The following is a 14,652-nucleotide window of genomic DNA, read 5'->3' on the forward strand; positions in this document are numbered from 1 at the left end:
GATTTGAGCGGCCAGCAGTTCGGCGACGTGAAGGTGAAGCGATATCTCGGGCGCCGAAAAGAAAGCATCTATTTCGTCTGCGAATGCGTTTGTGGAAATGAATTCGCAGGATCGAGCACCGATCTGCGCAGAGGCGCGACGAAATCATGCGGCTGTCACAAGCGCGCCCCGAAGAAGGAGAAGCAACGATGAATGCACAGGTGCAAGTCGATAACGCGCAGGCGCTCGCCCCGTTTGCGCCGCCGCCCGGCTCTTTGCAGGCACTTACCGTCGTCAACAACGGCGTCGGCTTTCAAGTCGTGCCGCAAAACTTCATGGAAATGGTGAAGCTCGGCGACCTTATGGCGCGTTCCGGCGGGATGATCCGCTCGCATTTCCGCGAAAACCCCGGCGCCTGTGTCGCTATCGCAAACCTCGCTCTGCGGTGGGGGATGGACCCCTGGACGGTCGCGAACAAGAGCTATTACGTCAACGACCAAACTGCGTTCGAGGCGCAGCTCGTCTCGGCGATCATCTTGACGTGCGCGCCGATCGTTGGCCGCCCGAAATACGAATGGTCGGGCGAAGGCGAAGAGCGCAAATGCAAGGTATCAGTTCTCGGCAAGGACGGTGAAATCTACGACTACGAGACGCCGCAGCTCAGAAAGATCAAAAAGAAGTCGCCGTTGTGGACCGATGATCCTGACCAGCAGCTCGGATACTACGGCATTCGAGCGATGGCTCGCCGACATTTCCCAGACGTTCTGTTAGGCGTCTATGACCGCGAGGAGATCGAATATTCTGAGCTTCCGACGTTCCACAATCGCGAGTCGGAACAGCGGTTGCGCGCGAACGAAATGGCCGAGCGGCTGGCGCGCGCGAACGCGGCCCCGGCGATCGGCGCCGCCGGCTATGACGCAAAGATCGTCGAGCGCGGGACGGCCGAGATCGAAGGGAAGGCCTCTCCCGCGCCCCAGGGCGAGCCGGAGAAGCCCAAGGAAGAGAGGAAGCCGCGGGACGAGCCCAAACCCGCAGGCGAGCCGGATAGCCGTAAGGCGAGCGTCGAGCCGCAGGCGAAGCCCGACTATCCGGCGCTCGTCGAGGACTTCCGCGTCAGGTGCGAGGCCTTCAGCGACAAGGATGCTCTCGAGCATTTCGTGAGCGACTTCGGCGAGCACGAAGACGACGCTTGGTATGGAGACGCGCCGAATGATGTTCTCGACCAAATCGACGAGATCGCGAACGCGCGCGTGAAGGCGATCTATGCGGAAGGGCAGGCGCGCGCGGGCGAGGTCGATGAAGTCATGGGGACGAGCGCGCCTGCCGAAGACGAGCCGTCCTATTCCGAACTACTCCTGACGCTCGAGGCCGATCTGACGGGCGCGAAGACGGAAGGCGAAGTGAATGAGATCGCCGCGCGCAATTCGGGCGAAGGCTCTTGGTATGTGAGCGCCCCGGCCGACGTGAAGGCGATAGCCGAAAAGCTCGTCTTGGATAACACGCTCAGGACTCGCGAGGCGGACAAGGCGGCGGCCCCGGCGCCAGCGGCCGAAAAGCCGAAGCGCGCGCCGAGGGCCAAGGCTGAAGAAAAGCCGACGGAGAAGGCGGTTTCTGCGGTCTCTGCGGCCTCTACCGCTGAAGCGGCGATCTGGACGGAAAATCCTGACCTGCTCGGCAATGCGCGGCTCAAAGCGTCGCGCGGGAAGAAGCGCTTCAAGATGTGGCTCAACTCGATTTCGCAACACGATTTCGAATTGCTCGCCCCATTCATGGCGGAACTCGAGAAAACGGCCGCGGCGGCTGTCGTCGAGGAACTGTGAGCAAGCGCACGAAGATCACGGCCCCGCGCTGCGTCGAATGCGGCGCGGAGGCTGTCCTCGCGACCGGGCGAGAGGCTTATCCGCATCGGCCCGACCTTGCCGGCAAGATCATGTGGAAATGCCAAATGTGCGCGGACTCACACTGCGGTTGTCATGAGGGCTCGCAACGGCCGCTCGGGCGCCCGGCAGGGCCAAAAGTGCGAGAGGCAAGGACGCTCTTGCATAAGCGGATGCTCGACCCGCTTTGGCAGACGGCCGACCAAATCTATGAGGGCGGATTTGAAAACGAATTGGCTCGCACCATCGTCAGAGGGAAGGCCCGGAGCCGCGTCTATGCGTTCCTCGCGAACCGGCTCTCGATGACGAAAGAGGAATGCCACACGGGGTCTTTCGATCTCGATCAATGCCGCGCTGCGTGGCGCGCATTGCAAGGGATTTCCTACGCCGAAATTCGCGAATGGGCGAAGGTTAGAGAGAAGGCCGCGAAAGAAAATGGCGACACGTAAGCTCGTTGTGAAGACCTCCGATTTGCGCAAGGCCATCCCCATGCGCGTGAAGCTTCAAGCGGCACTGCTCGCAGCGGGCTTCTCATTCGAGGAAGTGACGACGCCCGGCGCCATCGAATTCGACCATACGCCGCCGCTCGGACTTAGGAGAGTGGTCGGCAATGACTTCGATCCTCCGCAACATGCGCCGCAGTATATCACGCCGCGCGCGAAGGCCGATCATCGGAAGAAGACAAGCGGCGCCGGCGCGACATGCGCCGACTCCGACGTTCATAAAATCCACAAGGCGCGGCGTCTCTCGCGCGAGCATGAAGAGTTCCAGGCGCGCATCCTGGCCCCCGACAAGAAGCGGGACGAGAGGCCGCGATCGAAATGGCCGAAGCGGCAGATAGCGAGGCGAAGAAAATGAGAGAGCCGTTCAGACTGAAGCGCACGCGCCAGTGCAAGAAATGCCCGTGGAAGGTCACGACGGACCCGCACGATATCCCGAGCTATTCCGAGGCGCTTCACCGCGAGCTTTCGCGAACGATCGCGAGCCCAGACATGCCGCTCGGATCAACCACGACAATGGCCTGTCATGAGCACGCGCCGGCCGATGAAATGCATTGCGTCGGATGGCTGACGCATCAACTCGGCCCTGGAAATAACATCCCGCTCCGAATGCGGATGCGCGATTGCGAGAACGCTCGCGAGATCGCGCTCGACGGCGCGCAGCATAAGCGCTTCGAGGATACTCTCCCGCGCGGGAATGGAGGCCGCCGCTATGGCTAAGGAACCATTCAAAGACCCGTTCGAAAATCTTCCGCGCCGCTCGATGTTCGTGGCCGGCGAAGAGACCCCACCGAAGGCCCAAGAGAAGCTAAAGCGCATTGCCGGCGCGCGTGCTGCGATCGAAACGAAAGAACCGACGAAGAAACAGACGGCGCCGAAGAAGCGCAAGCCGGCGAAGAAACGAAAGGCGAAGAAGTGAGCGCGAACCTGCGAACCGAAGTGACGCACCTTATCGCGGAATGCGTCATCGACAACAAAGCGATTCAGGATATCGCCGAGTGCATCTTCGCGAAGCTCTCGGGCCACAAGGAAGCCGGCGACCTCGCGCTGTGCTGCCGGGAGAGCGAGGGCGACCTCGCTTCCATCGCCCTTCTCACCGCCGCGCTCGTCGAAGCGCGGCGCGATGGCGAGCGGCAAATGCTCCGGCGCATCCTCGAAACGACAAATAGCGGCGATTTCGCCGAGCGCGACAAGACGGCAATTCGCAGCGCCTGCTTCCGCGTAGACCCCTCACTTTTGCGGTCACTCTTCGAAGAACGGACGAAGGCGAGCGCCGCCAATGCGTGAAGCTTTGCCCGCGCTCTTCCTGGCAATCCCGATGGCGCTCGCGATCGTCGCGTGCCTTCGCATCGGCAAGAATGGAGATCATCGCCATGGGCGATAAGACAGATATCGAATGGGCGGACTCTACCGTCAATTTTTGGTGGGGTTGCACGAAGGTCAGCGCCGCGTGCGATCATTGCTACGCCGAGACATGGGCGAAGCGATTTGGTGGCGAGCATTGGGGCGCGGGAGCGCCACGGCGCAAGATCAAGGGCGCGCGCACGCTGCTGCATCGGCTCGACAATGATTATGCGGCATGGGCCGCCGACCATGAATGCGGCCTTCTCCCGCCTCTGAGCGGAATTCGTCGTCGAGTGTTCTGCATGTCGATGGGAGACCTCTTCGACAATGAGGTTCCGCTCGATTGGTTCGAGGAAGCATGGCAGACAATCTATGACTGCAACCTCGTCGATATCATCATCGTGACCAAGCGCCTTGCGATGATCGAAAAGCGCCTCAAGGAGGCGGGCTTCGATGGTTGGCCGCAACATGCATGGTTGCTGACGAGCGTCCACGATCAGGCGAGCGCCGAGCGGGAAGTTCCCCGACTATTGGAACTGAAATCGAAGCTCGCAATTCCGGTCGCAGGCCTATCGATAGAGCCGATGCTCGGGGCTATCACATTCTCAGAAAATTGGGATTGGCTGCAATCTCTCGATTGGATCATCGTCGGCGGCGAGAGCGGCAAAGGCGCGCGAGACAACAATTTCGAAGCGAACGCACGCGTCATGCGCGCGCAATGTCGAGAGGCGGGCGCCCCCTTCTTCGGCAAGCAGAACGTCGGCAAGAGACCGCTTCCTGACGATTTGCTCGTCAGAGAATTCCCAACAGCATATTGACGGCCGCGAGCACAACAGCAGTTCAATTTTCAACGGAGAGTGACATGGACAAGACCGCTATTTTGAAGAAGGTGTTTGCCGAGGTGGAGCAGCGCACAGGCTTCACTGAGGATCAAATCCGCAACAACACAGCCGGACTGCGCCTCGGCCCGATTATCGACGCGCGAGCCGAGGTTTGGGGCCGGCTGCATTTCGAACATGGATGGGCGAATACCGCGCTTCAAAACGAGTTCGATAAGGACTGGCGCGTCATCCGAAACGGCCTCGCGAACTGGGCGAAGAAACAGGTTGCCGCCGCATGAGCTTCTTTTGGCGCGGCGGGGAAATCATCCCGTTCCAATTTCGAAAGGACGGTAGAAGCGTAGGGCGGACGGCGATCGTAATTCGGCGGCCTTCCGGGATGGTGAAACGGGCGCGAGCGCGCGTTCTCGCGGCGAGGAAGAGGATACGAATTTGACCAGTGAAACGACAAAGAAAATCAGCGACGCGATAAGGGCCACGATGGCGTCAATAGAAAATGAGCTGAAGGCGGGCGGAGACGAGCGGGAATTCAATTTCATGGTTCTTACCGAGCTCGTGGACGCGGAAGGGAATGCAACTGTCACCTCGTCATCGAACATTGGCTGTTTCGGCGATCTGGTTGAACTGATCGTCTCGTATGTGAACGATTTGAAGGATCGGAAATGCCCGCAATGTGAGGCGGAGCCGAGCGACGAGCCTTGCACGAAGCACTGAGGGGGATGCGATGAATTTGGACGAATGGGAGTTGTTGCTCGACAACATCAAAACGACGGATGGCCCGTGCATCGAACTCGACGCGCGGGTCTGCGCCGGCTTCCGATATGCGGGGGACTGCTACTCGTCATGGATGACGAAGTTTGCCGACGATAATTTCGTGCCGGGAGATCATCGTTTGGTCGGCCGTGTGCTTATCATCGGGGAGAATGGCGAGCATATCGCGCATTATGGCGCGCAGGCAGTCACGAAGAGCCTGGACGAGGCGCGGGCGCTGTTCCGCTCGATTTTCCCCGGATGGTGGATGAATACGGGCGAATGCCATCTGAGCGACGACGTTCGCATCGCGCCAGACTTCAGCGACCCGGAGCATGGGGAACGGCTCGCACGAGAGTTCCCGTTGCCGGAGGTGAAATATCGCGACGAGCATGGAGACTTCACCTATGGCCCGTTCAATGATGGGTTCGACATAGATCGCCGCCCGGCGGGGAACCTGCCTATCGCGATCATTCAAGCGATGATCGAAGCGAAGCTCTACATTCTGAAACAGGCCGCGCATTGACGCTCGCTCTGAGCATTCGCAATCCCTGGCCCGCCCTCATAACGAGGGCGGGTTGTCGTGTCATAAACCGGCATTGGCCGACCGATCATCGCGGGCGCATCATGCTGCATGTGAGCAAGACTCCGAGCAACGCGCGAGAATGGGCGGAAGCGATGGACGTCTTCTCCCTGGCGCATCCGGCTCCGCGGTCGATCTATTTCCCGTTGCCGGCGGACATGCCGCGCGGCGGGCTCTTCGCCTCGGCGCTGCTCGTCGATTGCGTGAGTCGGCCGCCGAGCGACGCTATGGGCGGGAGATGGTTCACGGGGCCTTATGGCTTCGTCCTACGCGACGTCCGCGCAATTCCCTTCCGGCGCTGGCGCGGCGACGTCGGGCTCTTTGAGGTTCCCGACCACTTCGCGGCCTGAGATCATCGCGTCGATTTGGTCGGCCCACCATTGCGCGAGCCGCGCGCGCTCATCCATGTAGTCGCCACGCTGATAGACGCCGCGCACGGTTGCGTCGACATGCGCGAGCGTCATTTCGATAGCCTCGGGACGCCAGAGCCCCGACTCATTCGCGAGCGTCGAGAATGACGAGCGGAAGCCGTGCGCCGTCGCAATCTCGGGCTCGACGCCCATGGAACGCAGGGCGCAATTGAAAGCGTTCTCGGATAGGGGCCGACCGTGGCGCGGCGAGGGGCATAGAAAGTGCGTCCCGAGCTTTTCACTCTGCACCTGCAGCCGCTTCAAGATGGCGATTGTCTGGCGCGCGAGCGGGGCGCGGTGAGGCTTGCGCATCTTCATTCGAGCGGCGGGGATAGTCCAAACGCCATTGTCCAGGTCGAACTCCCCTGTCCATTCCGCGAGCCGCAGCTCGCCCGGGCGCGCGGCCGTGAGCGCCAAGAGCATGAGCGCATCGCCGACGCATGATCGCCCCTGATAGGCCGAGATCGTGCGGAGCAGGGCGGCGAAGCCCTTTCGATCGGTCACAGCCGACCGGGCGCGCGCCGGCGGCGAGGCGATCATCCCGACGAGCAGCGCCGCCGGGTCGCCAGAAACGTGGTCGAGCGCCGCTGCGAATCGGAAAACGCGGGAGATCATCGCCCGGAGCCGCTTCGCCGTCTCGAATGTCCCCCGGGCCTCGAGGCGCTGGAGGATTTCGAGGATTTCAGCCGCCTTGATTTCGGCGATCGGCCGCTCGTCCAGATCCGCCCCGATCTTGGCGAGGCGGTCATAGCGGGCCAGCGTGTCGGCGCCGCGGGCATTCCGGGCTTCCTTCGCCTGCCACATGGACCGGATTGCCCCATATGTCGGCGCTCCCGAGCCAGCGCGGCCCGCTGGCGCGTTTTTCTGCGGCGAGGGGTCAATCCCGCCCCTGAGAGTGCGGCGCGCGTCCTCGGCGGCTATTCGGGCCGCCTTCAGGCTCATTTCGGGATATGGCCCGAGCGTCATAGATCGCTGCTTGCCCCGCCACTGGTAGACGAGCCGCCACGATCGCGCGCCGGAGGGATAGAGCCAAAATTGCAGCCCATGGCCGTCCGACAATTTCACCAATTTTTCCGTCGCCTTGGCGGCGCGGAGCTTCGCGTCAGTGAGCGCCATTTGGTTTTTCTTGGTTCTAATTGCGACCAAGCCCTTACAAACAACCGGAAACCAAGATTCCGCAATCTATGGAAGGTAAGGGATTTCAATTAGGCGGCGGAAAAATCCCTTGTCATTGCGGGAAATCCAGTGCAGGATTGTCGAAGCGTCAAGGCGGAGCGTGCGGGATTCGTTGACCTCCGATTTCCACAGGGAAAAAGCAGTTGGTGCCCCTGGCCGGAGTCGAACCAGCACTCCTTGCGGAACTCGATTTTGAGTCGAGCGCGTCTACCAATTCCGCCACAGGGGCGCGGGCCGGCGGGGCCGGCGTCGCGGCGCGGATATTAGCCGGGCCGAAGCCTCCGTCAAGGCGACCTCGCACATCTTCGAGCCTCGAGCCTCGCTTCCCGACTGCCGAAATGATAAACGAGAGGCGCTCCGCCTTCCGAACCGGTTGGAAAATGATCAAAAAGCTCTACGACTGGACCATGTCGCTCGCCGCCAGCCGGCACGCGCCGCTCGCGCTCGGCGCCATAGCTTTCGCGGAAAGCTCTTTCTTTCCGGTTCCGCCGGATGTGATTCTCCTGCCCATGTCGCTGGCGCAGCCGAAGCGCTCCTGGCTCTATGCCGCGATCTGCACTGTCGGCTCGGTTGCGGGCGGCGCGCTCGGCTACGCCATAGGCGCGCTGTTCTACGACACGATCGGCCTCTGGCTCATCGATCTCTATGGCTACGCCGCCAAAATGGAGGCGCTGCGCGCCTTCTACGCCCAATGGGGCGCCATCTTCATTCTGGTGAAAGGGCTCACCCCCATTCCCTATAAGCTCGTCACCATCGTCTCCGGGCTGATGGATTATAATTTCGGCCTGTTCCTCGCGCTCTCGCTCGTCACGCGCGGCGCGCGCTTCTTCATCCTCGCCGCCGCCATCAATCATTTCGGCGATTTTCTGCGCGACAAGCTGGAGGCGAATTTCGGCGTGTTCGTCGGCGGCATGGCGGCGATCGTCGTCGTCGGATTCGTCGTGGCGGCGAAATTCCTGTGATCGCGGCGCTGCTCTCCACGCGGCGGCGCGCGGCGCTGGTCGTTCTCGGCGTCGCCGTCGCCACCATAGGCGGCGCCTGGATCTTCGAGGCGATGGGCTTCGCCCCCTGCGAGCTGTGCCTGAAGCAGCGCATACCCTATTACGCCGGCATTCCGCTCGCCGCCTTCGCGGCCATAGCGCTGCAGCGGGGCGGGGAGGGCGCCGCGCGCATCGCGCTGGCGCTGCTCGGGCTGTTGTTCGCGGCGGGGACGGCGCTGGCGCTCTATCATTCCGGCGTCGAGCTGAAGCTTTTTCCCGGCCCCTCCGAATGCACGGGGGCGCTGAGCAAGGCCGGCTCCTTCGACGATTTCCGCTCCTCGCTCGACAAGATGAAAGTGGTGAGCTGCGATCGTCCGGCGCTGCGCATTTTCGCGCTCACGCTCAGCAATTGGAATGTGCTGATCTCCGCCGCTCTCGCCGCCATCGCCTTTCGCGCCGCGCGCGGCCGCTGAAATTCTCCGAACGGCCTTGTCGCAGCGGCCGCTCGCGCCATCCTCTGCCCGATAGAGAATTGACCATTCTCGATCGGCGGCGGCGCGGCCCGCTCGCGAGCAATCGGAGAATTTCCATGCGAGTCTTCCAGCAATACGACATGCAGACGCAGGGCGTTCAGACCAGCCCGGACGGCTCGCCCAACACGCGGGCGCTCGGCCGGCATCTCATCCTATTGGAGAATCGTTTCAACGAATTGGCGAATGACGTCAATCTGATGCAGGACAAGCTGACGAAGATTCTCATCACGCTCGACAAGCTCGCCAATAAGGGCGCGCCGACAAATGGCCCCGTCACCAGCGCGGAGGCGCTGCGGCGGCTGCTGGGCTGACAGGCGCCGCGAACATCGGGCCGCAGCTAGCTTTCGGGGCGCGCGCGCCGAACGACTCCGCAGGCGGCGAAGAAAGCGTTCAGACGCTCCGCTTCGCCTTCGAAATCGCCATGGGCGATGGCGACGACTTTGCCGGATCGGCGGTCCACGTCGACCGTTTGTCGGCATTTGTGCGTGTGCCAGCGCTCGCCTTTGCGTATGCGATCCGTATAGATCACGGCGACGGACGTGTCGGAGACGTCGGCTCGATCGATCTCCGATTCGTAGACGACTTCATCGAATGTCGCATGCGCCCAAGCCGAGGCGGCGCGATAGGAGTCGATGATCGCGATGCGTCCCGTCACGACGTCGCCGCCGGTGTCGTAGACGCAATCCTCACTCAGAAAACAACTCGCCGCATCGAAATCATCGCGGTCGAGAGCCTTCGCCAGTCCTTCGACGATCGGGACGATGTCTCGCATGGATATCTTTCCGGAGATCTCGTTCTTCGGGACCGAGCGCGCTCTATTCCACCGCGAGCCGCGCCCGCGCGCGCAGCTTCTCGGTCTCGCTCTTCAACTGACCGCAGGCCGCGAGAATGTCGCGGCCGCGCGGCGTGCGCACAGGGCTCGCATAGCCAGCGTTGAACACGATGTCGGAGAAGCGCTCGATCGTCTCCCAATCGGAGCACTCATAGGGCGCACCCGGCCAGGGGTTGAAGGGGATCAGATTGATCTTGGCCGGAATGCCCTTCAGCAGCCGCACCAATTCGCGCGCTTCCGCCGGGCTGTCGTTGACGCCCTTCAGCATCACATATTCGAAGGTGATGCGCCGGGCGTTGGAGGCGCCGGGATAGTCGCGGCAGGCGTCGAGCAATTCTCGGATCGGATATTTCTTGTTGAGCGGCACCAGCTCATTGCGCAGCGGATCACGCACGGCGTGCAGCGAGATCGCCAGCATAGGCCCGCATTCGGCGCCGAGCTTCTCGATCTGCGGCACGACGCCCGAGGTGGAAACGGTGATGCGCCGCTTCGACAGCGACAGCCCGTCGCCATCGGACATGATCTCGATCGCATTCTCGACCTGCTCGAGATTATAGAGCGGCTCACCCATGCCCATGAAGACGATGTTGGAGACGGCGCGCACATCCGGCCCCGAGGGCACGAGCCCATCGGTCGGCGGCTCGAGGCCGGGAAAATCGCCGAGCCGCGAGCGTGCGACGAGAAGCTGCGCGACGATCTCGCGCGTCGAGAGATTACGCACCAGCTTTTGCGTGCCCGTATGGCAAAAGCTGCAATTGAGCGTGCAGCCCACCTGGCTGGAGACGCATAATGTGCCGCGGTCGCTCTCGGGAATATAGACGCATTCGATCTCCGCGCCCTTGTCATTGGCGTCGACGGGGTCGAGCCGCAGCAGCCATTTGCGCGTGCCGTCGGTGGAGACCTGCTCGGCCGCGATCTCCGGCAGAGCCAAGGTGAAGCGCTCGGCGAGCTTCGCGCGCACGACTTTCGAGATGTTGAGCATCTCGGAAAACTCGCGCGCGCCGCGGAAATAGATCCAATGCCAGAGCTGCGAGACCCGCATTCTGATCTCGCGCTCCGGTATCTCTATGGCGCGCAGCGCATCGGCCAGCTCGGCGCGTGTGGCGCCGGCGAGCGACGGGCGGGGATCGGAAGCGGAAGCGGCGGTCATCAAGTCCTCTTTTCTGCGAGGAAATCAGTATAACATGCGCGCCGGCCGACTCCATGGGGCGGCGAAGGGACGAAGACGGACATGGGAGACGGGCGGAAAATCGTCATAGCGACCTTCGGCTCGCTCGGCGACATCAATCCTTACGTGGCGCTCGCTCACGCGCTGAAACGCCTCGGATTTCGCCCGGTGATCGCCACCAGCGCCTTTTATCGCGACTGGATCGAGGGCGAGGGCCTCGGCTTCGCCGCCGTGCGGCCGGACGTCGAGGAATTGACCGAGCGGCTCGGTCTGGACTTGGGCGGCGTCGCCGATCGCGTCGCGCGCGACGACGGCTTCATGTTCCGCGAGCTGATCTTTCCCTATCTCCGCCAGAGCTTCGAGGATGTCGCGGCGGCGGGCGAGGGTGCGGCGGCGGTGGTCGCGCACAGCATCTGCTTCTCGGCGAAGCTCGCCGCGGAACGGCTCGCCGTGCCGCTCTTCGACGGCGTCGTGTCGCCGCTCTTCCTGTTCTCGGCCTATGATCCGCCGCTCGGTCCGCGCTCGCGCTTCGTGGCCGACCCGCGTTCCGGCCTCGCGCTCGCCTATAACAAAGCGTTAGCTTTCGCGGTGACGCATTTTCTCGCTTGGCAGGGGCGGCCGATCGCGCGGCTGCGGCGCGAGCTCGGCCTGCCGCATCGACGCGGGCGCGATCTTTTGACCGGCGGCTCCTATGCGCAGGCGACTCTCGGGCTCATGAGCCCGCTGCTGGCGCCGCCGCAGCCCGATCATCCGGCCAATGTCTTTCTCGCCGGCCATACCTTCCATGACCGTTTCACCGATGCGGCCGAGGGCTTGCCGGAGCCGCTCGTAGATTTCCTCGAAGCCGGCGCGCCGCCGATCGTCGTGACGCTCGGCAGCTTCGTCGTGCGCGGGCGCTCGGACTTCTACCGCGCCGCCGGCCATGCGGCGCTCCGCCTGGGGCGGCGCGCCGTGCTGCTGGTCGCGGAGGAGGAGCGAGAGGCTTTGGCCGAGGGGCTGCCGCCGCAGCTCTTCGTCGCCGGCCATATCCGCCATTCGCTGATATTTCCGCGCGCCGCCGTCGTGGCGCATCATGGCGGCTCGGGAACCTGCGGGCAGGCGCTGCGCGCCGGGCATCCGCAGCTCATCGTCCCGGTCTTCGGCGATCAGGGCGACAACGCCGCGCGCGTGGAGCGTCTCGGCGTCGGCCGGCGCCTCCCTTATGAGCAATGCTCGAGGGAGCGCCTCGTCGAGGAGCTGGGCGCTCTCTTTTCCGATGACCGCTACGCCGAAAGCGCCCGCGAGGCGGCCGGGCGCATCGGCCGCGAGGATGGCGCAGCCGCGGCCGCGGCGAAGATATCGGAGCTTGTCGGATGCGCGGCAGTTGCTGTCGAGGCTTAAGGATGACGAAGCTGGTTCTTATCGCGATCGCGATGATTTTGCTCGAATTATCGTCGGTTCGAGCCGGGGAGGCGCGTCTGACGCTCGCAAAGGGCGAGACGCGGAGGCTCGAATTGATCGAGAATCCCTCCACCGGCTATGTCTGGCGTTTCGACCGCGCGGCGAGCACAAATCCGGCCATTGTGCGGGTCGTGGATGGCGGTTTCGTCCCTTCGGGCGACGAGTCGGAGCCGCCGCGAGCCGGCGCCCCCAGCCTGCGTTTTTTCCGCATCGAGGCCGTCGTCGCCGGCAGAGCGCGTCTCGTCTTCGTCGAGGAACGGCCTTGGGAGAAGCAGGCGGTGCGCCGCCGGGAGGTCGAGGTTCGCGTGCGCTAGCGATCTGCGAGCCGGAAGGCGCGCTTCGCGAGACACTGGACCGCTACGACGATCCTTCCTTCGGCTTCAGCGCATCGGCGAGCCGCATTTGCGCCGAGCCGGGCTCGAGCGGCTTCTGCTGGCTCTCGTGCGGCGCCCAGCCGGAGAGCCAGACCAGCTCCATCGTCGCGCGCACGCGGCCGTCGGCGTCGGAGAAGCGCGTCGCGTAGATTTCCGCGGCCCGCAGCAGAACGGCGCGCCGCAGCGGCTTGCGGGAGCGCTGCGTCAGCACATTGGCGGCGCCCATGGCGCGCAGCTCGGCGCAGAGCGCGAACATGGAATCATAGCGCAGCGTGAAGGAGTCGACGTCGGTCACCGGCAGGGCGAAGCCGGCCCGCTGCAATAGCCCGCCGAGATCGCGCAGATCGACGAAAGGCGAGACGCGCGGGCTCGCCCCGCCGCAAATCTCGTCCTCCGCCTGGGCGAGCGCGGCGCGCAGCTCGATGAGGCTCGCGCCGCCCGGAAAACAGGCAAGAAAAAGCCCGTCCGGCGCCAGCATCCGCCGCGCCTGGGCGAGCGCGCCGGGGAGGTCGTCCACCCATTGCAGCGCAAAGCCGGAGACGATGAGGTCGAAGGCCTCCGCCGCGAAGGGCAGCGTCTCCTCCTCGGCGACGAGATCGACGCTCGGCTCCTGAAAACGCCCGGCCCGCAGCGGCGCGGGCCGCCCGCTCGCCGCGACGATCTGTGCGAAATGCGCCGCGGGCGTGCAGAGATCGAGCGAGCGGGGGAAGGGACGCTTTATGCCCCTCAGCCGATCGGCGAGATCGTCGGCGGCGCGGGCCAATAGAAAATCGGGCGCGCCGCGGGACGCCGCCCGCGCCAGCCGGCGGCGCAGCAGGGCGCGGTCGAAAATCGCCGGCGCGGACTGTCCATGTTCCATGCCCCGTCATGCCCCGAACACGCGCGCCGCGCAACCGGCGCCGCGCAAGGCCGAATTAAGGCGGAGATTTCCCCAGCTTCTGTCGCGCTTTAGCGAGACAGGTAAGGAAATCTTAGTGTTAAACCGTAACCGCAACTATGAGATGGCTGGCGCGAATTATGGCCGAAGCTAGAATGCGCGACATGTTCGAATGCGACGCCGGCCATTCGGAGAAGGTGTGAGCCATGAGCATTTCGTTTCGTCAGCGTATTTCGCGTTACACGGCCGCGGCGGCGCTCGCTTGCGGCCTCGCCTCACTGCCGGGAGCGGCGAGCGCGGCGCATAATGTCGTCTCCTACAGCGCCCCGGTGCAGCCGGGCACGGTGGTGATCAGCGCCCGCCAGCGCAGCCTGTTCCTGGTCAATGGGGACGGCACCGCCATTCGCTATCCGGTCGCGGTGCCCAAGGCCGGCAAGGAATGGTCCGGCTACGCCCGCATCGACGGGAAATATGTGAATCCCGATTGGGTTCCGCCGGCGGTGGTCAAGCAGGACCATCCCGAGCTGCCCAATTTCATCCACGGTGGCTCGCCGCATAATCCGATGGGCGTCCGCGCTCTGACGCTCGATCGCAATCAGGTGGCGATCCATGGCACGACCAATAAAATGCGCGCCTCGGTCGGCACTGCGGCCTCCTATGGCTGCATTCGTATGCTGAACGAGGATGTCGTCGACCTCTATGAGCGCGTCAGCGTCGGCACGCCGGTGGTGATGACTCCTTAAAAAAGACGAGAGCGGAGCCGGTCCGCCGCGTCGCGCAGCTTCGCGCAAGCCGCGCGACGCAGACTTGTCCCACGGTTTTTCGTTTCGCGAATGCTTCAGCTTGTGGACGTCGGCTCGCCGCCTGTAGACCGGCGGAAACGAATCCACCACTGTGCGACAAATCAACGAACGCACATGAGGTTCGCGTCCACACATCGTCGAGTCGGCGGCATTTCAATTGTTTCGAGTAGAGTGAACGAGCAGGACG

At 63.5% G+C, this 14,652-nt stretch carries 20 protein-coding genes and 1 tRNA gene; 16 read left to right on the forward strand and 5 right to left on the reverse strand.

The window, feature by feature from the left end:
• Positions 1–146 precede the first annotated feature (146 nt).
• The 10 genes from C5689_RS06485 (at position 147) to C5689_RS06530 (ending at position 5,815) form a co-directional block, all read left to right on the forward strand.
• Positions 147–1,799: a recombinase RecT gene (locus C5689_RS06485; RefSeq protein WP_108916457.1), complete on the forward strand. Its 1,653-nt coding sequence runs from the start codon at positions 147–149 to the stop codon at positions 1,797–1,799.
• Positions 1,796–2,305, forward strand: a complete 510-nt coding sequence (locus C5689_RS06490) for a zinc-finger-containing protein (protein WP_244594608.1) — start codon at positions 1,796–1,798, stop codon at positions 2,303–2,305. Before C5689_RS06485 ends, C5689_RS06490 begins: the two co-directional genes overlap by 4 nt.
• On the forward strand, positions 2,292–2,714 hold the full coding sequence (locus C5689_RS06495; RefSeq protein ID WP_108916458.1) for a hypothetical protein: 423 nt from the start codon (positions 2,292–2,294) through the stop codon (positions 2,712–2,714). The genes C5689_RS06490 and C5689_RS06495 overlap by 14 nt, the downstream gene beginning before the upstream one ends.
• Positions 2,711–3,076, forward strand: coding sequence for a DUF6283 family protein (locus C5689_RS19095; RefSeq protein WP_108916459.1), 366 nt, complete (start codon positions 2,711–2,713; stop codon positions 3,074–3,076). Before C5689_RS06495 ends, C5689_RS19095 begins: the two co-directional genes overlap by 4 nt.
• A complete protein-coding gene (locus tag C5689_RS19100) occupies positions 3,069–3,275 on the forward strand; it encodes a hypothetical protein (protein ID WP_368854978.1) in 207 nt (68 codons plus the stop codon). The genes C5689_RS19095 and C5689_RS19100 overlap by 8 nt, the downstream gene beginning before the upstream one ends.
• A 20-nt stretch (positions 3,276–3,295) precedes the next feature.
• On the forward strand, positions 3,296–3,643 hold the full coding sequence (locus C5689_RS19105) for a hypothetical protein (RefSeq protein ID WP_368854977.1): 348 nt from the start codon (positions 3,296–3,298) through the stop codon (positions 3,641–3,643).
• An 86-nt stretch (positions 3,644–3,729) separates the two neighbouring features.
• A complete protein-coding gene (locus tag C5689_RS06515) occupies positions 3,730–4,518 on the forward strand; it encodes a DUF5131 family protein (protein ID WP_158271777.1) in 789 nt (262 codons plus the stop codon).
• 44 nt (positions 4,519–4,562) lie between these two features.
• On the forward strand, positions 4,563–4,820 hold the full coding sequence (locus C5689_RS06520) for a hypothetical protein (protein WP_108916463.1): 258 nt from the start codon (positions 4,563–4,565) through the stop codon (positions 4,818–4,820).
• 151 nt (positions 4,821–4,971) lie between these two features.
• On the forward strand, positions 4,972–5,253 hold the full coding sequence (locus C5689_RS06525; RefSeq protein ID WP_108916464.1) for a hypothetical protein: 282 nt from the start codon (positions 4,972–4,974) through the stop codon (positions 5,251–5,253).
• Between the two features lie 10 nt (positions 5,254–5,263).
• A complete protein-coding gene (locus C5689_RS06530; protein ID WP_108916465.1) occupies positions 5,264–5,815 on the forward strand; it encodes a hypothetical protein in 552 nt (183 codons plus the stop codon).
• Between the two features lie 323 nt (positions 5,816–6,138).
• On the opposite strand, the gene C5689_RS06540 is transcribed toward C5689_RS06530, so the two are convergent.
• Positions 6,139–7,398 (reverse strand): tyrosine-type recombinase/integrase, encoded by a 1,260-nt coding sequence (locus C5689_RS06540; RefSeq protein WP_108916467.1) that lies wholly within the window; start codon positions 7,396–7,398, stop codon positions 6,139–6,141.
• Positions 7,399–7,602: 204 nt separating this feature from the next.
• A tRNA-Leu gene (locus C5689_RS06545) sits at positions 7,603–7,687 on the reverse strand.
• Positions 7,688–7,838: 151 nt separating this feature from the next.
• On the opposite strand from C5689_RS06545, the gene C5689_RS06550 reads away from it, so the two are divergent.
• From C5689_RS06550 to C5689_RS06560, 3 genes are all read left to right on the forward strand, one after another.
• Positions 7,839–8,420 carry a YqaA family protein gene (locus tag C5689_RS06550; protein WP_174800264.1) on the forward strand — a complete coding sequence of 194 codons (582 nt, stop codon included), beginning with the start codon at positions 7,839–7,841 and terminating at the stop codon, positions 8,418–8,420.
• Positions 8,417–8,911, forward strand: a complete 495-nt coding sequence (locus tag C5689_RS06555) for a disulfide bond formation protein B (protein WP_108916468.1) — start codon at positions 8,417–8,419, stop codon at positions 8,909–8,911. Before C5689_RS06550 ends, C5689_RS06555 begins: the two co-directional genes overlap by 4 nt.
• A gap of 116 nt (positions 8,912–9,027) precedes the next feature.
• Complete coding sequence (locus C5689_RS06560) at positions 9,028–9,282, forward strand: hypothetical protein (protein ID WP_142861356.1); 255 nt, start codon at positions 9,028–9,030, stop codon at positions 9,280–9,282.
• 26 nt (positions 9,283–9,308) lie between these two features.
• On the opposite strand, the gene C5689_RS06565 is transcribed toward C5689_RS06560, so the two are convergent.
• Both C5689_RS06565 and rlmN read right to left on the reverse strand, forming a co-directional pair.
• On the reverse strand, positions 9,309–9,743 hold the full coding sequence (locus C5689_RS06565) for a hypothetical protein (RefSeq protein WP_108916470.1): 435 nt from the start codon (positions 9,741–9,743) through the stop codon (positions 9,309–9,311).
• A 43-nt stretch (positions 9,744–9,786) separates the two neighbouring features.
• Positions 9,787–10,953: a dual-specificity RNA methyltransferase RlmN gene (rlmN, locus tag C5689_RS06570; RefSeq protein WP_108916471.1), complete on the reverse strand. Its 1,167-nt coding sequence runs from the start codon at positions 10,951–10,953 to the stop codon at positions 9,787–9,789.
• Between the two features lie 81 nt (positions 10,954–11,034).
• Between rlmN and C5689_RS06575 the strand changes: the two genes are divergently transcribed.
• Positions 11,035–12,351, forward strand: coding sequence for a glycosyltransferase (locus C5689_RS06575; RefSeq protein WP_108916472.1), 1,317 nt, complete (start codon positions 11,035–11,037; stop codon positions 12,349–12,351).
• 2 nt (positions 12,352–12,353) lie between these two features.
• Positions 12,354–12,725 carry a protease inhibitor I42 family protein gene (locus C5689_RS06580; RefSeq protein WP_158271778.1) on the forward strand — a complete coding sequence of 124 codons (372 nt, stop codon included), beginning with the start codon at positions 12,354–12,356 and terminating at the stop codon, positions 12,723–12,725.
• Positions 12,726–12,768: 43 nt separating this feature from the next.
• Here the strand turns inward: C5689_RS06580 and C5689_RS06585 are convergent, their stop codons facing one another.
• Complete coding sequence (locus C5689_RS06585) at positions 12,769–13,644, reverse strand: methyltransferase domain-containing protein (protein ID WP_108916474.1); 876 nt, start codon at positions 13,642–13,644, stop codon at positions 12,769–12,771.
• A 224-nt stretch (positions 13,645–13,868) separates the two neighbouring features.
• On the opposite strand from C5689_RS06585, the gene C5689_RS06590 reads away from it, so the two are divergent.
• Positions 13,869–14,405, forward strand: a complete 537-nt coding sequence (locus C5689_RS06590; RefSeq protein WP_108916475.1) for a L,D-transpeptidase — start codon at positions 13,869–13,871, stop codon at positions 14,403–14,405.
• Positions 14,406–14,652: the final 247 nt, after the last annotated feature.

This window comes from Methylosinus sporium, assembly GCF_003113265.1.
GTDB classification, from domain to species: domain Bacteria; phylum Pseudomonadota; class Alphaproteobacteria; order Rhizobiales; family Beijerinckiaceae; genus Methylosinus; species Methylosinus sporium.

Bases quoted from the DNA above. Each gene is read 5' to 3' on its own strand.
- C5689_RS06485 (WP_108916457.1), top strand. From the start codon at position 147: ATGCGGCTGTCACAAGCGCGCCCCGAAGAAGGAGAAGCAACGATGAAT.
- C5689_RS06495 (WP_108916458.1), top strand. From the start codon at position 2,292: ATGGCGACACGTAAGCTCGTTGTGAAGACCTCCGATTTGCGCAAGGCC.
- C5689_RS19095 (WP_108916459.1), top strand. From the start codon at position 2,711: ATGAGAGAGCCGTTCAGACTGAAGCGCACGCGCCAGTGCAAGAAATGC.
- C5689_RS19100 (WP_368854978.1), top strand. From the start codon at position 3,069: ATGGCTAAGGAACCATTCAAAGACCCGTTCGAAAATCTTCCGCGCCGC.
- C5689_RS06515 (WP_158271777.1), top strand. From the start codon at position 3,730: ATGGGCGATAAGACAGATATCGAATGGGCGGACTCTACCGTCAATTTT.
- C5689_RS06520 (WP_108916463.1), top strand. From the start codon at position 4,563: ATGGACAAGACCGCTATTTTGAAGAAGGTGTTTGCCGAGGTGGAGCAG.
- C5689_RS06530 (WP_108916465.1), top strand. From the start codon at position 5,264: ATGAATTTGGACGAATGGGAGTTGTTGCTCGACAACATCAAAACGACG.
- C5689_RS06540 (WP_108916467.1), bottom strand. From the start codon at position 7,398: ATGGCGCTCACTGACGCGAAGCTCCGCGCCGCCAAGGCGACGGAAAAA.
- C5689_RS06550 (WP_174800264.1), top strand. From the start codon at position 7,839: ATGATCAAAAAGCTCTACGACTGGACCATGTCGCTCGCCGCCAGCCGG.
- C5689_RS06560 (WP_142861356.1), top strand. From the start codon at position 9,028: ATGCGAGTCTTCCAGCAATACGACATGCAGACGCAGGGCGTTCAGACC.
- C5689_RS06565 (WP_108916470.1), bottom strand. From the start codon at position 9,743: ATGCGAGACATCGTCCCGATCGTCGAAGGACTGGCGAAGGCTCTCGAC.
- rlmN (WP_108916471.1), bottom strand. From the start codon at position 10,953: ATGACCGCCGCTTCCGCTTCCGATCCCCGCCCGTCGCTCGCCGGCGCC.
- C5689_RS06575 (WP_108916472.1), top strand. From the start codon at position 11,035: ATGGGAGACGGGCGGAAAATCGTCATAGCGACCTTCGGCTCGCTCGGC.
- C5689_RS06580 (WP_158271778.1), top strand. From the start codon at position 12,354: ATGACGAAGCTGGTTCTTATCGCGATCGCGATGATTTTGCTCGAATTA.
- C5689_RS06585 (WP_108916474.1), bottom strand. From the start codon at position 13,644: ATGGAACATGGACAGTCCGCGCCGGCGATTTTCGACCGCGCCCTGCTG.
- C5689_RS06590 (WP_108916475.1), top strand. From the start codon at position 13,869: ATGAGCATTTCGTTTCGTCAGCGTATTTCGCGTTACACGGCCGCGGCG.